This window comes from Pseudomonas sp. NPDC089554 (assembly GCF_050280645.1).
GTDB lineage: Bacteria > Pseudomonadota > Gammaproteobacteria > Pseudomonadales > Pseudomonadaceae > Aquipseudomonas.
Genome location: NZ_JBNNVR010000047.1, coordinates 1 through 15,558 on the forward strand (window position 1 = coordinate 1; position 15,558 = coordinate 15,558).

15 protein-coding genes are annotated in these 15,558 nt (G+C 62.6%); 7 read left to right on the top strand and 8 right to left on the bottom strand.

Features of this window, described 5'->3' with window-relative positions:
• Positions 1-351: fumarate hydratase (locus ACQKPE_RS15130; protein WP_427667044.1), on the bottom strand; the 351-nt coding region annotated here is incomplete at its 3' end.
• Between the two features lie 249 nt (positions 352-600).
• Here ACQKPE_RS15130 and ACQKPE_RS15135 point away from each other — a divergent pair.
• On the top strand, positions 601-1,518 hold the full coding sequence (locus ACQKPE_RS15135) for an iron-sulfur-binding ferredoxin reductase (protein ID WP_427667046.1): 918 nt from the start codon (positions 601-603) through the stop codon (positions 1,516-1,518).
• A 140-nt stretch (positions 1,519-1,658) separates the two neighbouring features.
• On the opposite strand, the gene pyk is transcribed toward ACQKPE_RS15135, so the two are convergent.
• The gene (gene pyk / locus ACQKPE_RS15140) at positions 1,659-3,113 is read right to left on the bottom strand and encodes a pyruvate kinase (RefSeq protein WP_427667047.1); all 1,455 of its coding nucleotides are present in this window, start codon (positions 3,111-3,113) and stop codon (positions 1,659-1,661) included.
• A 183-nt stretch (positions 3,114-3,296) separates the two neighbouring features.
• Between pyk and ACQKPE_RS15145 the strand changes: the two genes are divergently transcribed.
• The 3 genes from ACQKPE_RS15145 to sbcB all read left to right on the top strand — a co-directional run bounded on the left by ACQKPE_RS15145 (position 3,297) and on the right by sbcB (position 5,634).
• Positions 3,297-3,683 (top strand): tetratricopeptide repeat protein, encoded by a 387-nt coding sequence (locus tag ACQKPE_RS15145; RefSeq protein WP_427667049.1) that lies wholly within the window; start codon positions 3,297-3,299, stop codon positions 3,681-3,683.
• A 113-nt stretch (positions 3,684-3,796) separates the two neighbouring features.
• Positions 3,797-4,156, top strand: a complete 360-nt coding sequence (locus ACQKPE_RS15150; RefSeq protein ID WP_427667050.1) for a PilZ domain-containing protein — start codon at positions 3,797-3,799, stop codon at positions 4,154-4,156.
• A 47-nt stretch (positions 4,157-4,203) separates the two neighbouring features.
• On the top strand, positions 4,204-5,634 hold the full coding sequence (gene sbcB, locus ACQKPE_RS15155) for an exodeoxyribonuclease I (protein WP_427667051.1): 1,431 nt from the start codon (positions 4,204-4,206) through the stop codon (positions 5,632-5,634).
• Positions 5,635-5,709: 75 nt separating this feature from the next.
• Here the strand turns inward: sbcB and mvaT are convergent, their stop codons facing one another.
• Positions 5,710-6,087 carry a histone-like nucleoid-structuring protein MvaT gene (gene mvaT, locus ACQKPE_RS15160; protein ID WP_427667053.1) on the bottom strand — a complete coding sequence of 126 codons (378 nt, stop codon included), beginning with the start codon at positions 6,085-6,087 and terminating at the stop codon, positions 5,710-5,712.
• A gap of 261 nt (positions 6,088-6,348) precedes the next feature.
• Here mvaT and purU point away from each other — a divergent pair, with 261 nt between their 5' ends.
• Complete coding sequence (gene purU, locus ACQKPE_RS15165; RefSeq protein WP_427667055.1) at positions 6,349-7,200, top strand: formyltetrahydrofolate deformylase; 852 nt, start codon at positions 6,349-6,351, stop codon at positions 7,198-7,200.
• A 194-nt stretch (positions 7,201-7,394) separates the two neighbouring features.
• Here the strand turns inward: purU and ACQKPE_RS15170 are convergent, their stop codons facing one another.
• The 3 genes from ACQKPE_RS15170 to ACQKPE_RS15180 are packed head-to-tail and all read right to left on the bottom strand — an operon-like array spanning position 7,395 to position 10,268.
• Positions 7,395-8,387: a lysylphosphatidylglycerol synthase transmembrane domain-containing protein gene (locus tag ACQKPE_RS15170; protein WP_427667056.1), complete on the bottom strand. Its 993-nt coding sequence runs from the start codon at positions 8,385-8,387 to the stop codon at positions 7,395-7,397.
• The gene (locus tag ACQKPE_RS15175; protein ID WP_427667058.1) at positions 8,384-9,148 is read right to left on the bottom strand and encodes a DUF2334 domain-containing protein; all 765 of its coding nucleotides are present in this window, start codon (positions 9,146-9,148) and stop codon (positions 8,384-8,386) included. Before ACQKPE_RS15175 ends, ACQKPE_RS15170 begins: the two co-directional genes overlap by 4 nt.
• Positions 9,141-10,268: a glycosyltransferase family 4 protein gene (locus tag ACQKPE_RS15180; protein WP_427667060.1), complete on the bottom strand. Its 1,128-nt coding sequence runs from the start codon at positions 10,266-10,268 to the stop codon at positions 9,141-9,143. Before ACQKPE_RS15180 ends, ACQKPE_RS15175 begins: the two co-directional genes overlap by 8 nt.
• Before the next feature lie 187 nt (positions 10,269-10,455).
• Between ACQKPE_RS15180 and ACQKPE_RS15185 the strand changes: the two genes are divergently transcribed.
• Positions 10,456-11,931, top strand: a complete 1,476-nt coding sequence (locus ACQKPE_RS15185) for a helicase HerA-like domain-containing protein (RefSeq protein WP_427667061.1) — start codon at positions 10,456-10,458, stop codon at positions 11,929-11,931.
• Between the two features lie 66 nt (positions 11,932-11,997).
• Here the strand turns inward: ACQKPE_RS15185 and ACQKPE_RS15190 are convergent, their stop codons facing one another.
• Both ACQKPE_RS15190 and ACQKPE_RS15195 read right to left on the bottom strand, forming a co-directional pair.
• Positions 11,998-13,470 carry an inorganic phosphate transporter gene (locus ACQKPE_RS15190; protein WP_427667063.1) on the bottom strand — a complete coding sequence of 491 codons (1,473 nt, stop codon included), beginning with the start codon at positions 13,468-13,470 and terminating at the stop codon, positions 11,998-12,000.
• A 302-nt stretch (positions 13,471-13,772) separates the two neighbouring features.
• A complete protein-coding gene (locus ACQKPE_RS15195; protein ID WP_427667095.1) occupies positions 13,773-13,985 on the bottom strand; it encodes a hypothetical protein in 213 nt (70 codons plus the stop codon).
• Between the two features lie 565 nt (positions 13,986-14,550).
• Here ACQKPE_RS15195 and pcaR point away from each other — a divergent pair.
• Positions 14,551-15,420, top strand: a complete 870-nt coding sequence (gene pcaR, locus ACQKPE_RS15200; protein ID WP_427667064.1) for a pca regulon transcriptional regulator PcaR — start codon at positions 14,551-14,553, stop codon at positions 15,418-15,420.
• Positions 15,421-15,558 lie beyond the last annotated feature (138 nt).

Genomic DNA, 15,558 nt, shown 5'->3' on the forward strand with positions numbered 1-15,558 from the left:
CATCAGGAACTGGAAGAAACCTTCCTGATCCTCGAGCACATTGCTCCAGAACGGCGAGTGATACAGGATCATGTCGTCCAGGCTCAGGGTCGCGCCGTCCCAGCGCACGTCCATGCCCACGCGCACGAACACGGTGACGATACCGGTGTCCTGGCAGATTGGGCGGTGGCCGGTGGCGCACATGCGCGAGTTGATGAGGATCTGGGCGATGGAGTCGCGCGCGGCGGGCGACTCTTCACGCAGGTAGGCCTCGTGCATCGCCTGGATGAAATCGACGGGGTGGTAGTACGAGATGAATTGCAGGGCGTCGGCGACGCTCTGAATCAGGTCGTCTTGCTTGATCACGGTCATGCAGCGCGCTCCTCTATAAAGACGGGAACATTCGTAAAGGCGTTCCGACGGTGCCGACCAGCGTGCCGGATGCCCTGGGGCTCCGGCAGGTCGGGCCGGTGCAAAAAAGGCGCGGCAGTATACCGCGCATCCCGGCCTGGCACACCTGCGCGTGGTCTGGACCATGGTCGCCCGCCGGGCGGCACCTTTTTTGCTGCCGCTGCGCCGTTGTCTTAGAGTGGCGATGTGATAGCTGGAGATGAAAAGAACATGCCTGAACTTTGCGTCGGCGAACGTCGCTGGGCGGTGCCGACCGGTAGCAACCTGCTGGATGCCCTGAACGATGCAGGGGTGAGTGTGCCCTACAGCTGTCGTGCGGGCAGTTGCCATGCCTGCCTGGTGCATTGCCTGGAGGGGCAGCCTGTGGATGCCTTGCCCGAAGCATTGGCCTTGGAAAAACATGCCCAGGGCTGGCGTCTGGCTTGCCAGTGCCGGGTGGTGGGTGACCTGCGCGTGGCGGTGTTCGACCCACTGCGCGATGGCTTGGCGGCGCGGGTGTGCGGCCTGGACTGGATCGGCGAAGTGCTGCGCCTGCGGCTGAGCCCTGAACGTCCCTGGCGCTACCGGGCGGGCCAGCATGTGGTGCTGTGGCTGGGTGAGGTGGCCCGCCCTTATTCACTGGCGAGCCTGCCAGGCGAAGATGATTTCCTGGAGTTCCACCTCGATTGCTCGCGTCCGGGCGCATTCTGCGACCAGGCCCGGCAGCTGCAGATGGGGGATGAAATAAGCCTGGGCGAGCTGCGCGGTGGCGCCTTGCATTACGACCCGGACTGGCAGGCGCGGCCGTTGTGGCTATTGGCGGCGGGCACCGGTTTGGCACCGCTGTGGGGCATTCTGCGCGAGGCCTTGCAGCAGGGGCACGAGGGGCCGATCAAGGTGCTGCATGTGGCCCATACCCATTACCTGGCCGAGGCGCTACAGGCGCTGGCGGGGGAGCAGGTGAGTGTGGAGTTGGTGGCTGGCGAGGATTTTGAAGCAGCGTTGGCGGGGTTGCGCTTGGTGTCGCGTCAGACCGTAGCGCTAGTGTGCGGGGCGCCTGGGCGGGTGGAGCAGTTTGCGCGGCGGCTGTTTATCGCGGGGGTTCCCAGGGGGCAGGTGTTTGCTGATGTGTTCAGCGAGCATGCTTGAGAGAGCGGGGAGGGCTTCGCCCTCCTTTCGCGACACAAGGCCGCTCCCACAGGCTCCGGGCAACTCTTGAATTGCGCGGTCGTCGTGGGAGCGGCCTTGTGTCGCGAAAGGGGCGCGAAGCGGCCCCAGCGGAGGCAGAATCAACCTACCAGCGGGTCACCCACATGCAGGATCTTCATGCCATTGGTGCCACCGATGGTGTGGTAGCTGTCGCCCTTGGTCAGGATCACCCAGTCACCCTGTTGCACCAGGCCACGCTTGAGCAGTTCGTCCACTGCCGCCTGGCTGACCTTGTCGGCCGGCAGCGCCGCCGGGTCGAAGTCGATCGGGTAGACGTTGCGGAACAGCGAGGCGCGCGCCTGGGTGGCGCGGTGCGGCGACAGGGCGAAGATCGGCACGTGCGAACGCAGGCGCGACATGATCAGCGGGGTGTAGCCACTCTCGGTGAGGGCGATGATCGCCTTGACGCCCGGGAAGTGGTTGGCCGTGTACATCGCCGCCAGGGCGATGCTTTCGTCGCAGCGCTCGAAGGTGGTGTGCAGGCGATGGCTGGACTTCTGGTTGGTCGGGTGCTTCTCGGCGCCCTGGCAGATGCGCGCCATGGCCTGTACCGCTTCGATCGGGTAGGCACCGGCGGCGCTTTCGGCCGACAGCATCACCGCATCGGTGTTGTCCAGCACGGCGTTGGCCACGTCGGAGACTTCGGCGCGGGTCGGCATCGGGTTCTGGATCATCGACTCCATCATCTGGGTCGCCACGATCACCGCTTTATTGTTGCGGCGGGCGTGCTGGATGATCTTCTTCTGGATGGCGATCAGCTCGGCGTCGCCGATTTCCACGCCCAGGTCGCCACGGGCAACCATCACGGCGTCGGAGGCGGCGATCAGGCCGTCGAGGGTCTCGTCATCGGCTACCGCTTCGGCGCGTTCGATCTTGGCCACCAGCCAGGCGCTGCCGCCGGCTTCGTCGCGCAGCTTGCGGGCGTATTCCATGTCCTTGGCGTCACGCGGGAAGGACACGGCCAGGTAGTCCAGGTCCATTTCCGCGGCCAGCTTGATGTCGGCCTTGTCTTTCTCGGTCAGGGCCGGTGCGGTCAGGCCGCCACCTTTGCGGTTGATGCCTTTGTGGTCGGACAGCGGGCCGCCGATGATCACCACGCAGTGCAGCGCATCGCCCGTGGCGGTTTCGACGCGCATGACCACGCGGCCGTCGTCGAGCAGCAGTTCGTCGCCTACGCCGCAGTCCTTGACCAGGTCGGGGTAGTCGATGCCGACGATGGACTGGTTGCCTTCAGTCAGCGGGTGAGCGGTGGAGAAGGTGAACTTGTCACCGACTTTCAGTTCGATGCGCTTGTTGCTGAACTTGGCGATGCGGATCTTCGGACCCTGCAGGTCGCCCAGCAGTGCGACATGGCGGCCGTTCTTGGCGGCGATGTCACGGATCAGGCGGGCGCGGGCCTTGTGCTCGTCCGGGGTGCCGTGGGAGAAGTTCAGGCGTGCGACGTCCAGGCCTGCGAGGATCAGCTGTTCGATCACTTGCGGCGAGTTGCTGGCGGGGCCCAGGGTGGCGACGATTTTGGTACGGCGGATGGTCATGCACAGACTCCTATAGTGAAGCGCAGCGAAAGGCTACTCCTCAATTACGCTGTAGTCATTGTTCCGTTGCACTACCTTGCAGCTTGTATAGGGTGGCGTTTGAACGGTCGTTGTATGCTTGCAAAAGCGTGTGAAGATTTGCCGTACCAGGCCGATACACTCCCTATCAAAGGAGATTTCCCCATGCGAGCCCTGATCGTTTTAGCCATGGCGGCCAGTGTCGTCGGCTGCACCCGCTGGTCCATGGACCACCATCTGAACAACGCCTACCGCGCCTATGACCGTGGTGACTGCCAGCGCGTGATGCTGGAGCTGTCCCAGGTCGACCGCACCAGCCGCGCGCGGCCGTTCATCCACCCGGAAGTGTCGATGCTGCGCGGCCAGTGCCTGGAGCGCCAGAAGTTGTACGTGGATGCGGCGCACACCTACCAATACCTGATCCAGCGCTACCCGCAGAACGAATACGCCTATCGTGCCAGGGCGCGCTTGCAGACCCTCGAGCAGCTCGGCCACCTGCGCGGCACGGCACCGGCCGTGGCGACTCCCGCTGCATCCACACCTTGGCGCTAATACCAAAGTGACAATGATTTCACGGGATTTGCCACGCGGGCTGGGCTAGTCTGTAAGGCACATGCAACGATCAACGCCAGTACCTCGTCTTCCTGGCACCAGGTACGAACAACATGTTTATCGAACGCCATATAGAACGTCACCAACTGCCATGCGTGCTCAAGGTGTACAACCGGACCACCGACCAACACATCGGTTACCTGGGTAACGCCTCCGAAGATGGCCTGATGCTGATCAGCCAACTGCCGGTTCTGGTCGGGCCGGATTTCGAGCTGCAATTGCGCGTGCCGCTTGCGGGCGGCGGCTATCAGTTCATCAACCTCACCGCCAGTTGCCTGTGGTGCAACGAAGACCAGACGCCTGGGCACTACGATGCAGGCTTCATGCTGTTGCAGCCGCCACAGGAATACGATGAGTTCGTGCGCTCGCTGCGCGGCTTCTTCAGCTTCCGGCCAGAGAACGCTTCGGCCTGAGGCGGGCTGGGTTAGACTCACCGTCGACCTTTGTACAGGACGACCCCGTGAGCTCCAGCATCTTCTGGCACGACTACGAAACCACCGGCATCAACCCTCGCTGTGACCGGCCTCTGCAGGTTGCTGGCGTGCGCACCGACCTCGACCTCAACGAAATCGAGGCGCCGGTCAACCTCTATTGCCGCCCCAGTGACGATATTCTGCCGCACCCGGCCGCCTGCCTGGTGACCGGTATAACCCCCGAGCAACTGGCAAGCCGCGGCCTGGGCGAAGCCGAGTTCATGACCTTGGTGCACGAGCAATTGGCGCGTCCCGGCACCTGTGGCGCGGGCTACAACAGCCTGCGTTTCGATGACGAAGTGACCCGCTACAGCCTCTACCGCAACTTCTTCGACCCCTATGCCCGCGAGTGGCAAGGCGGCAACAGCCGTTGGGACCTGATCGACGTGGTGCGCACCGCCTATGCCTTGCGCCCGGAGGGTATCGTCTGGCCGCAGCAGGACGGCCGCACCAGCCTGCGCCTGGAGTTGCTCAGCAAGGCCAATGGCCTGGAGCATGGCCATGCTCACGAGGCGTTGTCCGACGTACGGGCGACCATTGCCCTGGCGCGCCTGATCCGTGAGCGGCAGCCCAAACTGTATGACTGGCTGTTCCAACTGCGCAGCAAGCACAAGGTGATGGAGCAGGTGCATTTGTTGCAGCCCTTGGTACATATTTCCGGGCGTTTCTCTGCCGAACGTAATTATCTTGGCGTAGTGCTGCCATTGGCTTGGCACCCCGGTAATCGCAATGCACTGATTGTGTGCGACCTGCACCTGGAAACCTTGCCGTTATTGCAGGAAAGTGCACAGGCACTGCGTCAACGTTTGTACACGCGACGGGACGAATTGGCTGACGGAGAAGTACCTGTACCGCTCAAGTTGATACACATCAATCGCTGCCCGGTGGTTGCACCGTTGTCAGTCCTGCGTCCAGTCGATCAACAGCGCCTGGGGCTGGATATGCACTTGCTGCAATCGCGTGCAGCGCAGTTGGTCAATCAACAGTCGGTCTGGCAAGACAAGCTGGAAAGCATCTATAGCGGTGACGAGTTCACGCCCAGTGAAGACCCGGAACAACAGTTGTACGACGGATTTTTCGGTGACCGCGATCGGCGTTTGTGCGAGCAAGTGCGTCGGGTGGAACCACGGCAACTGGGGCAGGGGCAGTGGATGTTCGATGATGCACGGCTGGCCGAATTATTGTTCCGTTACCGCGCACGCAACTTCAGCGACACCTTGAATGAAGAAGAAGCGCAACGGTGGCAGCGCTTCTGCCAACAACGCCTGAGCGAGCCACAGATGGGCGCGCCAAATACCCTGGGCGACTTCGAGCAAGCATTGCAGAGCTATTGGGCCGAAGCCGACGAGGCTGGGCGCCGGGTGCTGGACGCCTGGCAGGCACATGTGCAGGCACTCAGGGCGCGGCTGCATATTTAGCTGAACAGACAAAGAAAAACGCCGGCTAATTGCCGGCGTTTTTCATGTGCTGCGCGAGCTAGGCAATAACTGGAATCAGTCCAGCAGGGTCGCCCAGCCTTCAACCACATCACCGCCCCACTTGGCTTTCCACTCTTTCAGGGTCTTGTGATTGCCACCCTTGGTTTCAATCACTTCGCCATTGTGTGGGTTTTTGTATTGCTTGACCTTGCGTGCACGCTTGGTGCCGGTGGTCTTGGCCACGCCGCGCGGGGCTTTGCTCAGTTTGGACTCTGGGTCCAGCAGGGCAATCACGTCACGCAGGGACTTGGAATACTCACCCATCAGGGTGCGCAGTTTGCCTTCGAATTCCAGTTCTTTCTTCAGTTTGTCATCTTGCGACAGGTTGGCCAGACGGGCCTGAAGTTCCTTGATAGCTTCTTCAGTGGCGCGATATTCGTTGATCAGGGACATGGGGTGTTCCTTGTTGGATGTACAGAGAGACAGTGGGTCAATAGTAAACAGGCGAAACTCTCAAGTAAACAATTAAAAAAGCCGTAAACGGTTAATTGTCGAATCACTGCATAACTCTTCGCTAACCGAAAATTTACATATTGCTACCACTGGCTTCGGTCCCGTATGGCAAGCGCCAAGGTCGATTCGGTCAATGGTTACTGCGTTTTTCCCGGCAGGCCGCTAGAATGTGCGCCTTTGCGAAGTTCTGGAGTCTGATTCATGCGCACCTACCGTCTGACGATTGCCTGCCCCGACCGTGTCGGTATCGTGGCAAAGGTCAGTAATTTCCTGGCTCTCTATAATGGCTGGATCAACGAAGCCAGCCACCACTCCGATGAGCAGAGTGGTTGGTTCTTCATGCGCCATGAAATTCGTGCCGAGTCGTTGCCGTTCGATATCGCAGCGTTCCGCGAGGCCTTCGCACCGATTGCCGAAGAGTTCTCCATGACCTGGCGAATCACCGACTCGGCGCAGAAAAAGCGCGTGGTGCTGATGGCCAGCCGTGAGTCCCATTGCCTGGCCGACCTGCTGCACCGCTGGCACACCGATGAGCTGGACTGCGATATCCCTTGCGTGATCTCCAACCACGACGACCTGCGCAGCATGGTCGAGTGGCACGGCATTCCGTTCTTCCATGTGCCGGTAGACCCGAAAGACAAGGCCCCGGCATTCGCCGAGGTGTCGCGTCTGGTCGAAGCGCATGCGGCCGATGTGGTGGTACTGGCGCGCTACATGCAAATCCTGCCGCCGCAGCTGTGCCAGGCGTACGCCGAGCGCGTCATCAACATCCACCACAGCTTCCTGCCGTCGTTCGTGGGGGCCAAGCCTTACCACCAGGCTGCACTGCGCGGTGTGAAGCTGATCGGCGCAACGTGCCACTACGTCACCGAAGAGCTCGACGCCGGCCCGATCATCGAGCAGGACGTGGTGCGGGTGAACCATGCCGACAGCATCGACGACATGGTGCGCTTCGGTCGCGACGTGGAGAAAATGGTATTGGCCCGTGGTCTGCGCCATCATCTGGAAGACCGTGTGCTGGTGCATGGCAACAAGACCGTGGTATTCGACTGATTCCGTGGCGGCTTGATCGCGGGCTTGCTCCGCGATCGAGCGCGAAAGGAGCAACCCGATGGCCAACCGCAACAAACCTACCGCCTCAGCCCCTCCCACTCTCGGCGAAGGCTGCCTGGCTCGCTATGACCTTGACGCCTTGAACGACGAGGATGGCACTGAGTTCGAGGGCGCCGCCGACCTCTGGCAGCAGCTCAACCCGCATGTCGACGCCAGCGCTCCAGCAGCGGGCGTGCCAGCAGATAAACGAACACCGGCCCACCCGCAATCAGATAAAAGTAATAGGTAACCGCGCGCCAGATCAGGATCGCCGCGGCGGCCGTCGAGGCGCCCACCAGCGGTGCCAGCAGCGTGGCCGACGTCAGCTCGGCAGCCCCTGCGCCGCCCGGCAGCAGGCTGAACTGCCCCGCGCTCAGCGCCAGCACCTGCACCAGGAAGCTCGGTATCCATGCCAGCTCCACGCCCAACCCCAGCAGCACCAGGTACAACACGCTGTAGCGCAGGCTCCAGTGCGCACAGGTGAGGGCGAAGACCAGTGCCAATGTGCGCTTGGGCAGGCGCCAGGTATCGGCCAGGGCGTGAAGGAAGCGCAACAGCTTGCGCGCCCAGCGCCGCCGCCGCGCTGGCGACATGCCCAGGCGCCGCAGCAACCGGCCGTTGCTGCGCATCAGCCCACGGCGGTAGCGCAGTAGCACCCCTATTGCTGCCAACGCCAGGCACAACATCAGCGCGCTGCCCAGCAGCATGCTTTCCTGGCTGTGCCCCAGGCGATGAAACAGTGCGTAGCCTGCGATCGCCAGCATGGCGCAGAAAAAGAACAGCAAGTCGTTCAACTGGTCCATGGCGAACACCGCGCCGCTGCGCGCCGGGCCAATGCGCTCGCGTGCCAGCAGCGCCATCAGGGTCAGTGGTCCACCGCTGCCGCCGGGGGTAGTGCAAATGGCGAACTCGGTGGCCATGACCACGCCGACGCCGCGCAACATGCCGAGCTGTGCGCCTTGCTGGCCGAGCAGCAGGCGCAGGCGTACCGCATTGATCACCCAGCACAGCAGGATCATGTCCAACAGCGTCATCATCAGCCTCGGGGAGAAGGCCCGTAGCCGGGGCCACAGTTCACTGCCGCCGAGCAGTGTCGGCACCGCAACCGCGAACAGCAGCGCCAGCCCCAGCCAGGCCAGGCGCTTCATGGATGAGGCTGGCGCGCGAGCCAGGCGGATTTGGTCAGCGGCTCGCGCCCTTGCTCGAGCAGGCGGGTGAGGGTGCGCAGCCAATATTCCCGGGCGTTGGTATGGCGCATGTCGACCGGGTGCAGGCCCAGGCGCAGGGCCTCAGCTTCGCGCCAGCGTCGGCATTGCCAGTCGCAGACCACCCGCGACAACCCTCGACGCCAGGCACTGCGCGCGCTCCACACCAGGCCGGGGGCGTCGATGGCAGTGAAATCCGGCAGCCGGTACAGATGCCGTGGCGTGCTGGTGTAACGCAGCGGCAGGCGGCGCAGGGCCTGGCGCGTGCCTTCGCTCATCAGCCAGGCGGGGGCGACGAACCCCGCCACCGGCCAGCCCTGCTGGGCGAACGCTGCCAGGCCGGCCTCCAGGCGTTGCATCGCTTCATGCTGTTGCAAGCCATGGAACTCGCCTTCGTGGGTATAGATACGGCGCATGAAGAACTCGCCGGGCGTGCGCGGCGGGGGACCATCGTCGGCATGGTAGAAGCCGTGCAGGGCCAGTTCGTCACCGCGGGCCAGCCGCCGTTCGAGCATGCGGCAGAAGGCTGGGTAATGCGCCAGGGCGTTGTGGTGGTGGAAGTCGGGCACCACCAGCCAAGTCATTGGTATGTCGCCCAGGGCATCGACGGCTTCGACGAAGGGTTGGTAGTCGGGCCAGGTTTGCGGCGCCACGTCGTGTAGCACCAGCATCAGGCTGACAGGTTTGGCCTGTGGCTCAGCCATGGGCGCGCACCAGCGGCTGGTGGCCGAGCACGGCCTGGTAATGCTGCAACAAGCCATTGACCACGCTGTCCCAGGCATAGTGTTGCTCGACATGACGGCGGGCCTGGGCGCCTAGCTGGTATACGCCCTCCTCGAAGACCTCGCGCACTGCGTTGGCCATCGCCAGGCCGTCGTTGGGCCGGCACAGGCGCCCCCCTGCGGGCGTGACGATCTCGCCGAACGCCCCGGCGCGCACCGCCACCACGGGGGTGGCACTGGCCATGGCTTCGAGGATCACCAGGCCAAAGGTTTCCTGGTCGCCTGCGTGCAGCAGCAGGTCGGCACTGGCGAGCAGGCGGGCGACTTGCGCGGGCGGGCAGAAATGGTCGATCACCGTGACGTTTTCGGGTACGTTCGCTGGCATGTTCGAACCCACCAGCAACAGGTGATAGGGGCGCCCGAGGTGGCCGATGCAGTCCAGCAGCACCGGCAGGTTCTTCTCCCGCGAGCCGCGCCCGGCGAAGACCAGCAGGCGGCTGCCTTCGGGAATGCCGAGCTCGGCACGCAGGTGTGGGTCGCGGTGTTCCGGGTTGAAGGTGGCAAGGTCCACGCCCAGGCGCTGCACGTGCACCTCGCGTACACCCAGGCGACGCAGTTTGTCGGCCATCACCTGGCTGGGCGCCAGCACCCGGTCGAAATGGCCGTACAACTTGCTGACATACGCCTCGACATTGGGGGTGAACCAGTTGCCCATGCGGTTGCTCACCAGCAGCGGCAGGTCGGAGTGATAGAAGCCGATCACCGGCACGTCCAGCTTGCGCCGTGCTTCAAGCGCGGCCCAGGCGGTGAGGTAGGGGTCGCCGACTTCGATCAGGTCGGGCTTGAGGCGGCGCAGCACATTGCACCAGGGCGCCAGGCGCACGGGAAAACGATAACCCTTGCCGAAGGGCAGGGGCGGCGCAGGGACCTGGTAAATGCCATTGGCGTGTTGGGCGCTAGGGCCGGGGCCCGGAATCAGCAGGCTGTGACGCACATCGTGCATGGCGTCGAGGCGACGGTGCTTGGCATCGAGGTAGGTGCGTACGCCGCCGCTGGCCGGGGCGTAGAACATGGTGATGTCAGCGATGTGCACGATCAGCATCCCTCCGGGACCGTCTTCGGGTGTGTCATCGTGCTGCAACGTGCTTTCGATGACGCGCCTGAAGGTTGACCTTAATGAAGGATAGTTTGTTCGATCGCGAACAGGGGTGATCCCGGCGCGCGCAAAATTGGCTTAACTGAAGGGATATCGACGTTTGTCGCCACCTTTGAATAGAGGATGAACGCGCATGTCTGATCCATCGCAATTGATTGTGGGCGCAGGGCTGGATGGCCTGCCGGTGTTTCAGTCCATGCGCCTCGCCAACCGCCATGGCCTGGTGGCGGGCGCTACCGGCACCGGCAAGACGGTCACCCTGCAGCGTCTGGCCGAAGTGTTCAGTGATGCCGGTGTCGCGGTGTTCGCCGCCGACGTCAAGGGCGACCTGTGCGGCCTGGGGGCCGCGGGCGCCCCCCAGGGCAAGGTGGCCGAGCGGATCGCCGGGATGCCCTGGTTGCAGCACCGCCCAACGGCGTATCCGGTGAGCCTGTGGGACATCGCCGGGCAGTCGGGCCACCCGTTGCGCACCACCCTGAGCGAGATGGGGCCGCTGCTGCTGGGCAACCTGCTGGCGTTGACCGACAGCCAGCAAGCGGCGTTGTATGCGGCCTTCAAGGTGGCCGACCGGGAGGGCTTGCTGCTGCTCGACCTGAAGGACCTCAAGGCGCTGCTTGGGCACTTGCGCGACAACCCTCAGGTGTTGGGCGAGGACAGTGCGTTGATGACCAGCGCCTCGACCCAGGCCCTGTTGCGGCGCCTGGCGACCCTCGAACAACAGGGCGCCGAGGCGCTGTTCGGTGAGCCTGCGTTGCAACTGGAAGACCTGCTGCGCCCGGATAGCGACGGGCGTGGGCGTATCCACCTGCTCGACGCCAGCCGCTTGGTACACGAGGCGCCGAAGGTCTACGCGACCTTCCTGCTGTGGCTGCTGGCTGAATTGTTCGAGCAACTGCCTGAGCGGGGCGATGCCGACAAGCCGGTGCTTGCGCTGTTCTTCGACGAAGCGCACTTGTTGTTCAACGACACCCCGAAGGCCTTGCAGGACCGTCTGGAGCAAGTGGTGCGGCTGATCCGCTCCAAGGGCGTGGGAGTGTATTTCGTCACCCAGTCGCCCGCCGACCTGCCCGATGCGGTACTGGCCCAGCTGGGCCTGCGTATCCAGCATGGCCTGCGCGCCTTCACTGCCAAGGAACAGAAGTCGCTCAAGGCGGTGGCTGATGGTTTCCGTCCCAACCCCGCGTTCGACACCCTGGCGGTGCTGACTGAGCTGGGCATTGGCGAGGCGTTGGTCGGCACCCTGGAAGACAAGGGTACGCCGGCGATGGTTCAGCGGGTCCTGGTGGCGCCACCGCAGTCGCGCATCGGGCTGCTCGTCGCCAGCGAGCGTGCCGCGTTGGTGAGTGCGTCGCCGCTGGCCGGGCGCTACGACAAGCCGATCGACCGCGAGTCTGCCTATGAAATGCTCACCCAGCGCAAGGGCGAGCCAGTGGAGCCGACGCCGGTGCCCAAGGCCGATGACGACAGTTTTACCGACAAGGCGGGAGAGTTCTTGCAGAGTGCGGCAGGGCAGGCGATCAAGTCGGCGGTACGTCAGGCCGCCAACCAGCTGGGGCGCCAGTTGGTGCGGGGGCTGATGGGCTCGTTGCTGGGTGGCAAGCGGCGCTGATGCGTCAAGCGAGAGGTACAAAAAAGGCGCCCGCATGGGGCGCCTTCTTCGTGGGCTGGGAACGCTTCAGCTGATCGCTTTCGACGCCAGCCAGAACAGCCCGGCGGCCAAGCCCATCGAGGCTGGCAGGGTCAGTACCCAGGCCAGCAGGATGGTCTTCACGGTACCGCCTTGCAGGCCGCTCTTGTTGGCGACCATGGTACCGGCCACGCCCGACGACAGTACGTGGGTGGTGGACACCGGCAGGCTGAAGATGTTGGCCATGCCGATGGCGCAGGCTGCGGTGATCTGCGCCGACATGCCCTGGGCATAGGTCATGCCCTGCTTGCCGATCTTCTCGCCGACGGTCAGTACCACACGCTTCCAGCCAACCATGGTGCCCAGGCCCAAGGCCAGGGCGACGGCCACGATCACCCAGAACGGGGCATATTCGGTGGTGGCGGTGAGGTCTTTGCGCAGTTTCTCCAGGTCAGCCTTTTCACGGCTTTCCAGGCCTGGCAGCTTGCCGACTTTCTTCGCGGTGTCGTCCAGGCACAGCAGGTAACGACGCACTTCCACGCGCTGCTCGGCGTTCAGGGCGCGGTAGTCGGTGACACCGGCCATGGCGGTCTGCAGGGCAGCGATGGTCGGCTCGGTCTGCTGCGGGTTGCAACTGAACTGCTCCGGCAGGTCGCCGGACTTGCCCTTGCCCAGCGCCAGGTATTCGCCGAGGGTAGCGGCGTTGCGCTGGTAGAACTGGCTCAGGTGCACCGTGGCGTCACGGGTACGCTCGATCTGGTAGGTGGTGCTGTTCAGGTCGAGGACGAACTTGGCCGGGACGATACCGATCAGCACCAGCATGATCAGGCCAATACCTTTCTGGCCATCGTTGGAGCCGTGCACGAAGCTCACGCCCATGGCCGACATGACCAGTACCAGGCGGTTCCAGAACGGCGGGTGCTTCTTGTCGTCGAGCTTGCGGCGCTGCTCGGGGGTCTTGTGCATCTTCGACAGCGGGCGCCACCACTTCAGGCCCAGCAGCAGCAGGGCTGCGACGGCGAAACCGGCCATGGGCGAGAACACCAGCGACAGGGCGATGTCGATCGCCTTCTGCCAGTTCACACCGTCACCCAGCGGGATGTCGCTGATCAACGCGTTGGCCAGGCCCACGCCGAGGATCGAGCCGATCAGGGTGTGCGAGCTGGAAGCCGGGATACCGAAGTACCAGGTGCCCAGGTTCCAGGCGATGGCTGCGGCAAGCAGGGAGAAGACCATGGCCAGACCATGGCCGGTGTTCACATTGATCAGCAATTCCACCGGCAGCAGGTGGACAATGGCGTAGGCCACCCCGACACCGCCGAGCAGTACGCCGAGGAAGTTGAACACCCCGGAGAAGAACACGGCCAGGTGCGGCGGCATGGCTTTGGTATAGATGACGGTGGCTACCGCGTTGGCGGTGTCATGAAAGCCATTGATGAACTCGAATGCGAGCACGAAGGTCAGTGCGAGCACCAGGCTCACCACCACCCAGGCATCCAGTCCGCTGAATAAATCGATCATGAAGGTTTTCTGGCGGTAAAGTGGGGCGCGGATTATGCCAGAAAACTATGACAATCTATGCATCCGCCATTGACGGATGGCAGCTTTTTAGCGCGCAGCAGGCATCGTCTTCGCGACGCGGTGGTAGCAGAAGATTCGAAAAAATAAGGTTAAATTCTGGAAAAATCGTTGATCTAAGAGGTAAATCAATGGTTTTCAAAAATTAAAACGATCGTATAAAATTTGTGAGATTCCATTTCGTCGAATCGTATGCGCTGTAAGAATTTTCCACGCCTCGGCCGCCAGGCAGGGGCGTGGTGCGTTCACGCTTCGCCTTCGGGCGCGTCGCTTCGCAATTCCTTTTCCATGCGCTCCAACTCCTGGGAGAACGCCTGATCCTGAACGGTGGCACGTTTGCGCCAAGGCTTGCGTTCCGGCTCCGATTGCGCGGCATAAGTGGTGACTTCACCACCGTAAACATCCTTGTAACGTTCGGCCTGGCGCTCGAGTTCCGCGCGCAGTTCATCTTTCGTCACGGTGTCGACCTGATAAGTTTGAATGTTGACCCAGGCTCGCGGTATCTGAAGGTTACGGCGGGCCGGGGTAAAAAGACTATCGCGCTGGGCGCGATAGTTTCCTTGCGGGTACAAGAACACTTCAGAACATAGCGGCTATGCCTGTGGTCATCGTACCTCGGTGTGCTGGGCATTTGCCGGTAAACTCGGGTGTTGGATCCATGATTAACGCGGATCGGTGCCAGCGAGCGAAGTATAACAATCGCATTGGCGAAGCACATACTCTTTATACGAATAGGTTCGTCGGTAATGAATCAGCGTTGCACGTTTATCTCGGAATTTTCCAATACCTTGAAACTTGGAGTGGTGGTATGCGCTGGAAGTTCGCAAAGTGCATAAATGAAAACGGCCTCGCTGGAGGGCGAGGCCGTTGCCTAGGGACTTCTACGGTGGGTACCTGACCAGTCTCTCCAAAGAAGCCACAAGTGGCAGTATAAAGGTATAAGCAAACGTGTCAGCGGTCAATTGCGATTATCGGCCGTTTGTTCGATAATCGCACGAATCGCCGATTTTTTGAGGTTGTCCGATGAGCGAAGAAACCAAGGCATCCGCCAGCAACGATCCGGCACGTGGCGGCATGCCGCCACTGGCTCCGCCGATCGTTGCCTCACCGGCCAAGCGTATCCAGGCATTTACTGGCGACCCGGACTTCATGACCTCGCTGGCGCGCGGGTTGGCGGTGATTCAAGCGTTCCAGGAGCGCAAACGCCACCTGACCATCGCGCAAATCAGCCACCGCACCGAAATTCCCCGGGCTGCCGTTCGGCGCTGCCTGCATACCCTGATAAAACTAGGCTATGCCACCAGTGACGGGCGCACCTACTCGCTGTTGCCCAAGGTGCTGACCCTGGGCCATGCCTACCTGTCCTCGACACCTTTGGCGGTTTCCGCACAACCGTACCTAGATCGCATCAGCGACCAGTTGCACGAGGCAGCCAACATGGCCACCCTCGAAGGTGACGACATTCTCTATATAGCCCGTTCGGCCACCGTGGAGCGGCTGATCTCGGTGGACCTGTCGGTGGGCGGGCGCCTGCCCGCCTACTGCACGTCGATGGGGCGAATTCTGTTGGCTGCCCTGGACGACGCCAGCCTGCGCGAGTATTTCGAGCGCGCCGACCTCAAGGCCCGCACCAGTCGCACCCTGCATGACCCCGAGTCGCTGTTCGCCTGTATCCAGCAGGTACGCGCCCAGGGCTGGTGCGTGGTCGACCAGGAGCTCGAACAGGGCCTGCGTTCGATTGCCGTGCCAATCTACGACGCCTCGGGGCAGGTATTGGCAGCACTCAACGTCAGTACCCACGTCGGAAGGGTGACGCGCAGCGAACTGGAGCAGCGTTTCCTGCCCATCCTGCTGGCGGCCAGCCGCGACCTGTGCCATCAGTTGTTCGGTTGATTCCGGGCCGGTACAGGCCACACGAGGGCAATGGATAGCCCTGCAACAAACGGTTCGATAATCGCACAAAAGGTCGGTTATCGGATTGTACGCCTCCAGCCTCCTGCTTAACCTGAGTCCATCGCAGCCCGCCTGCAC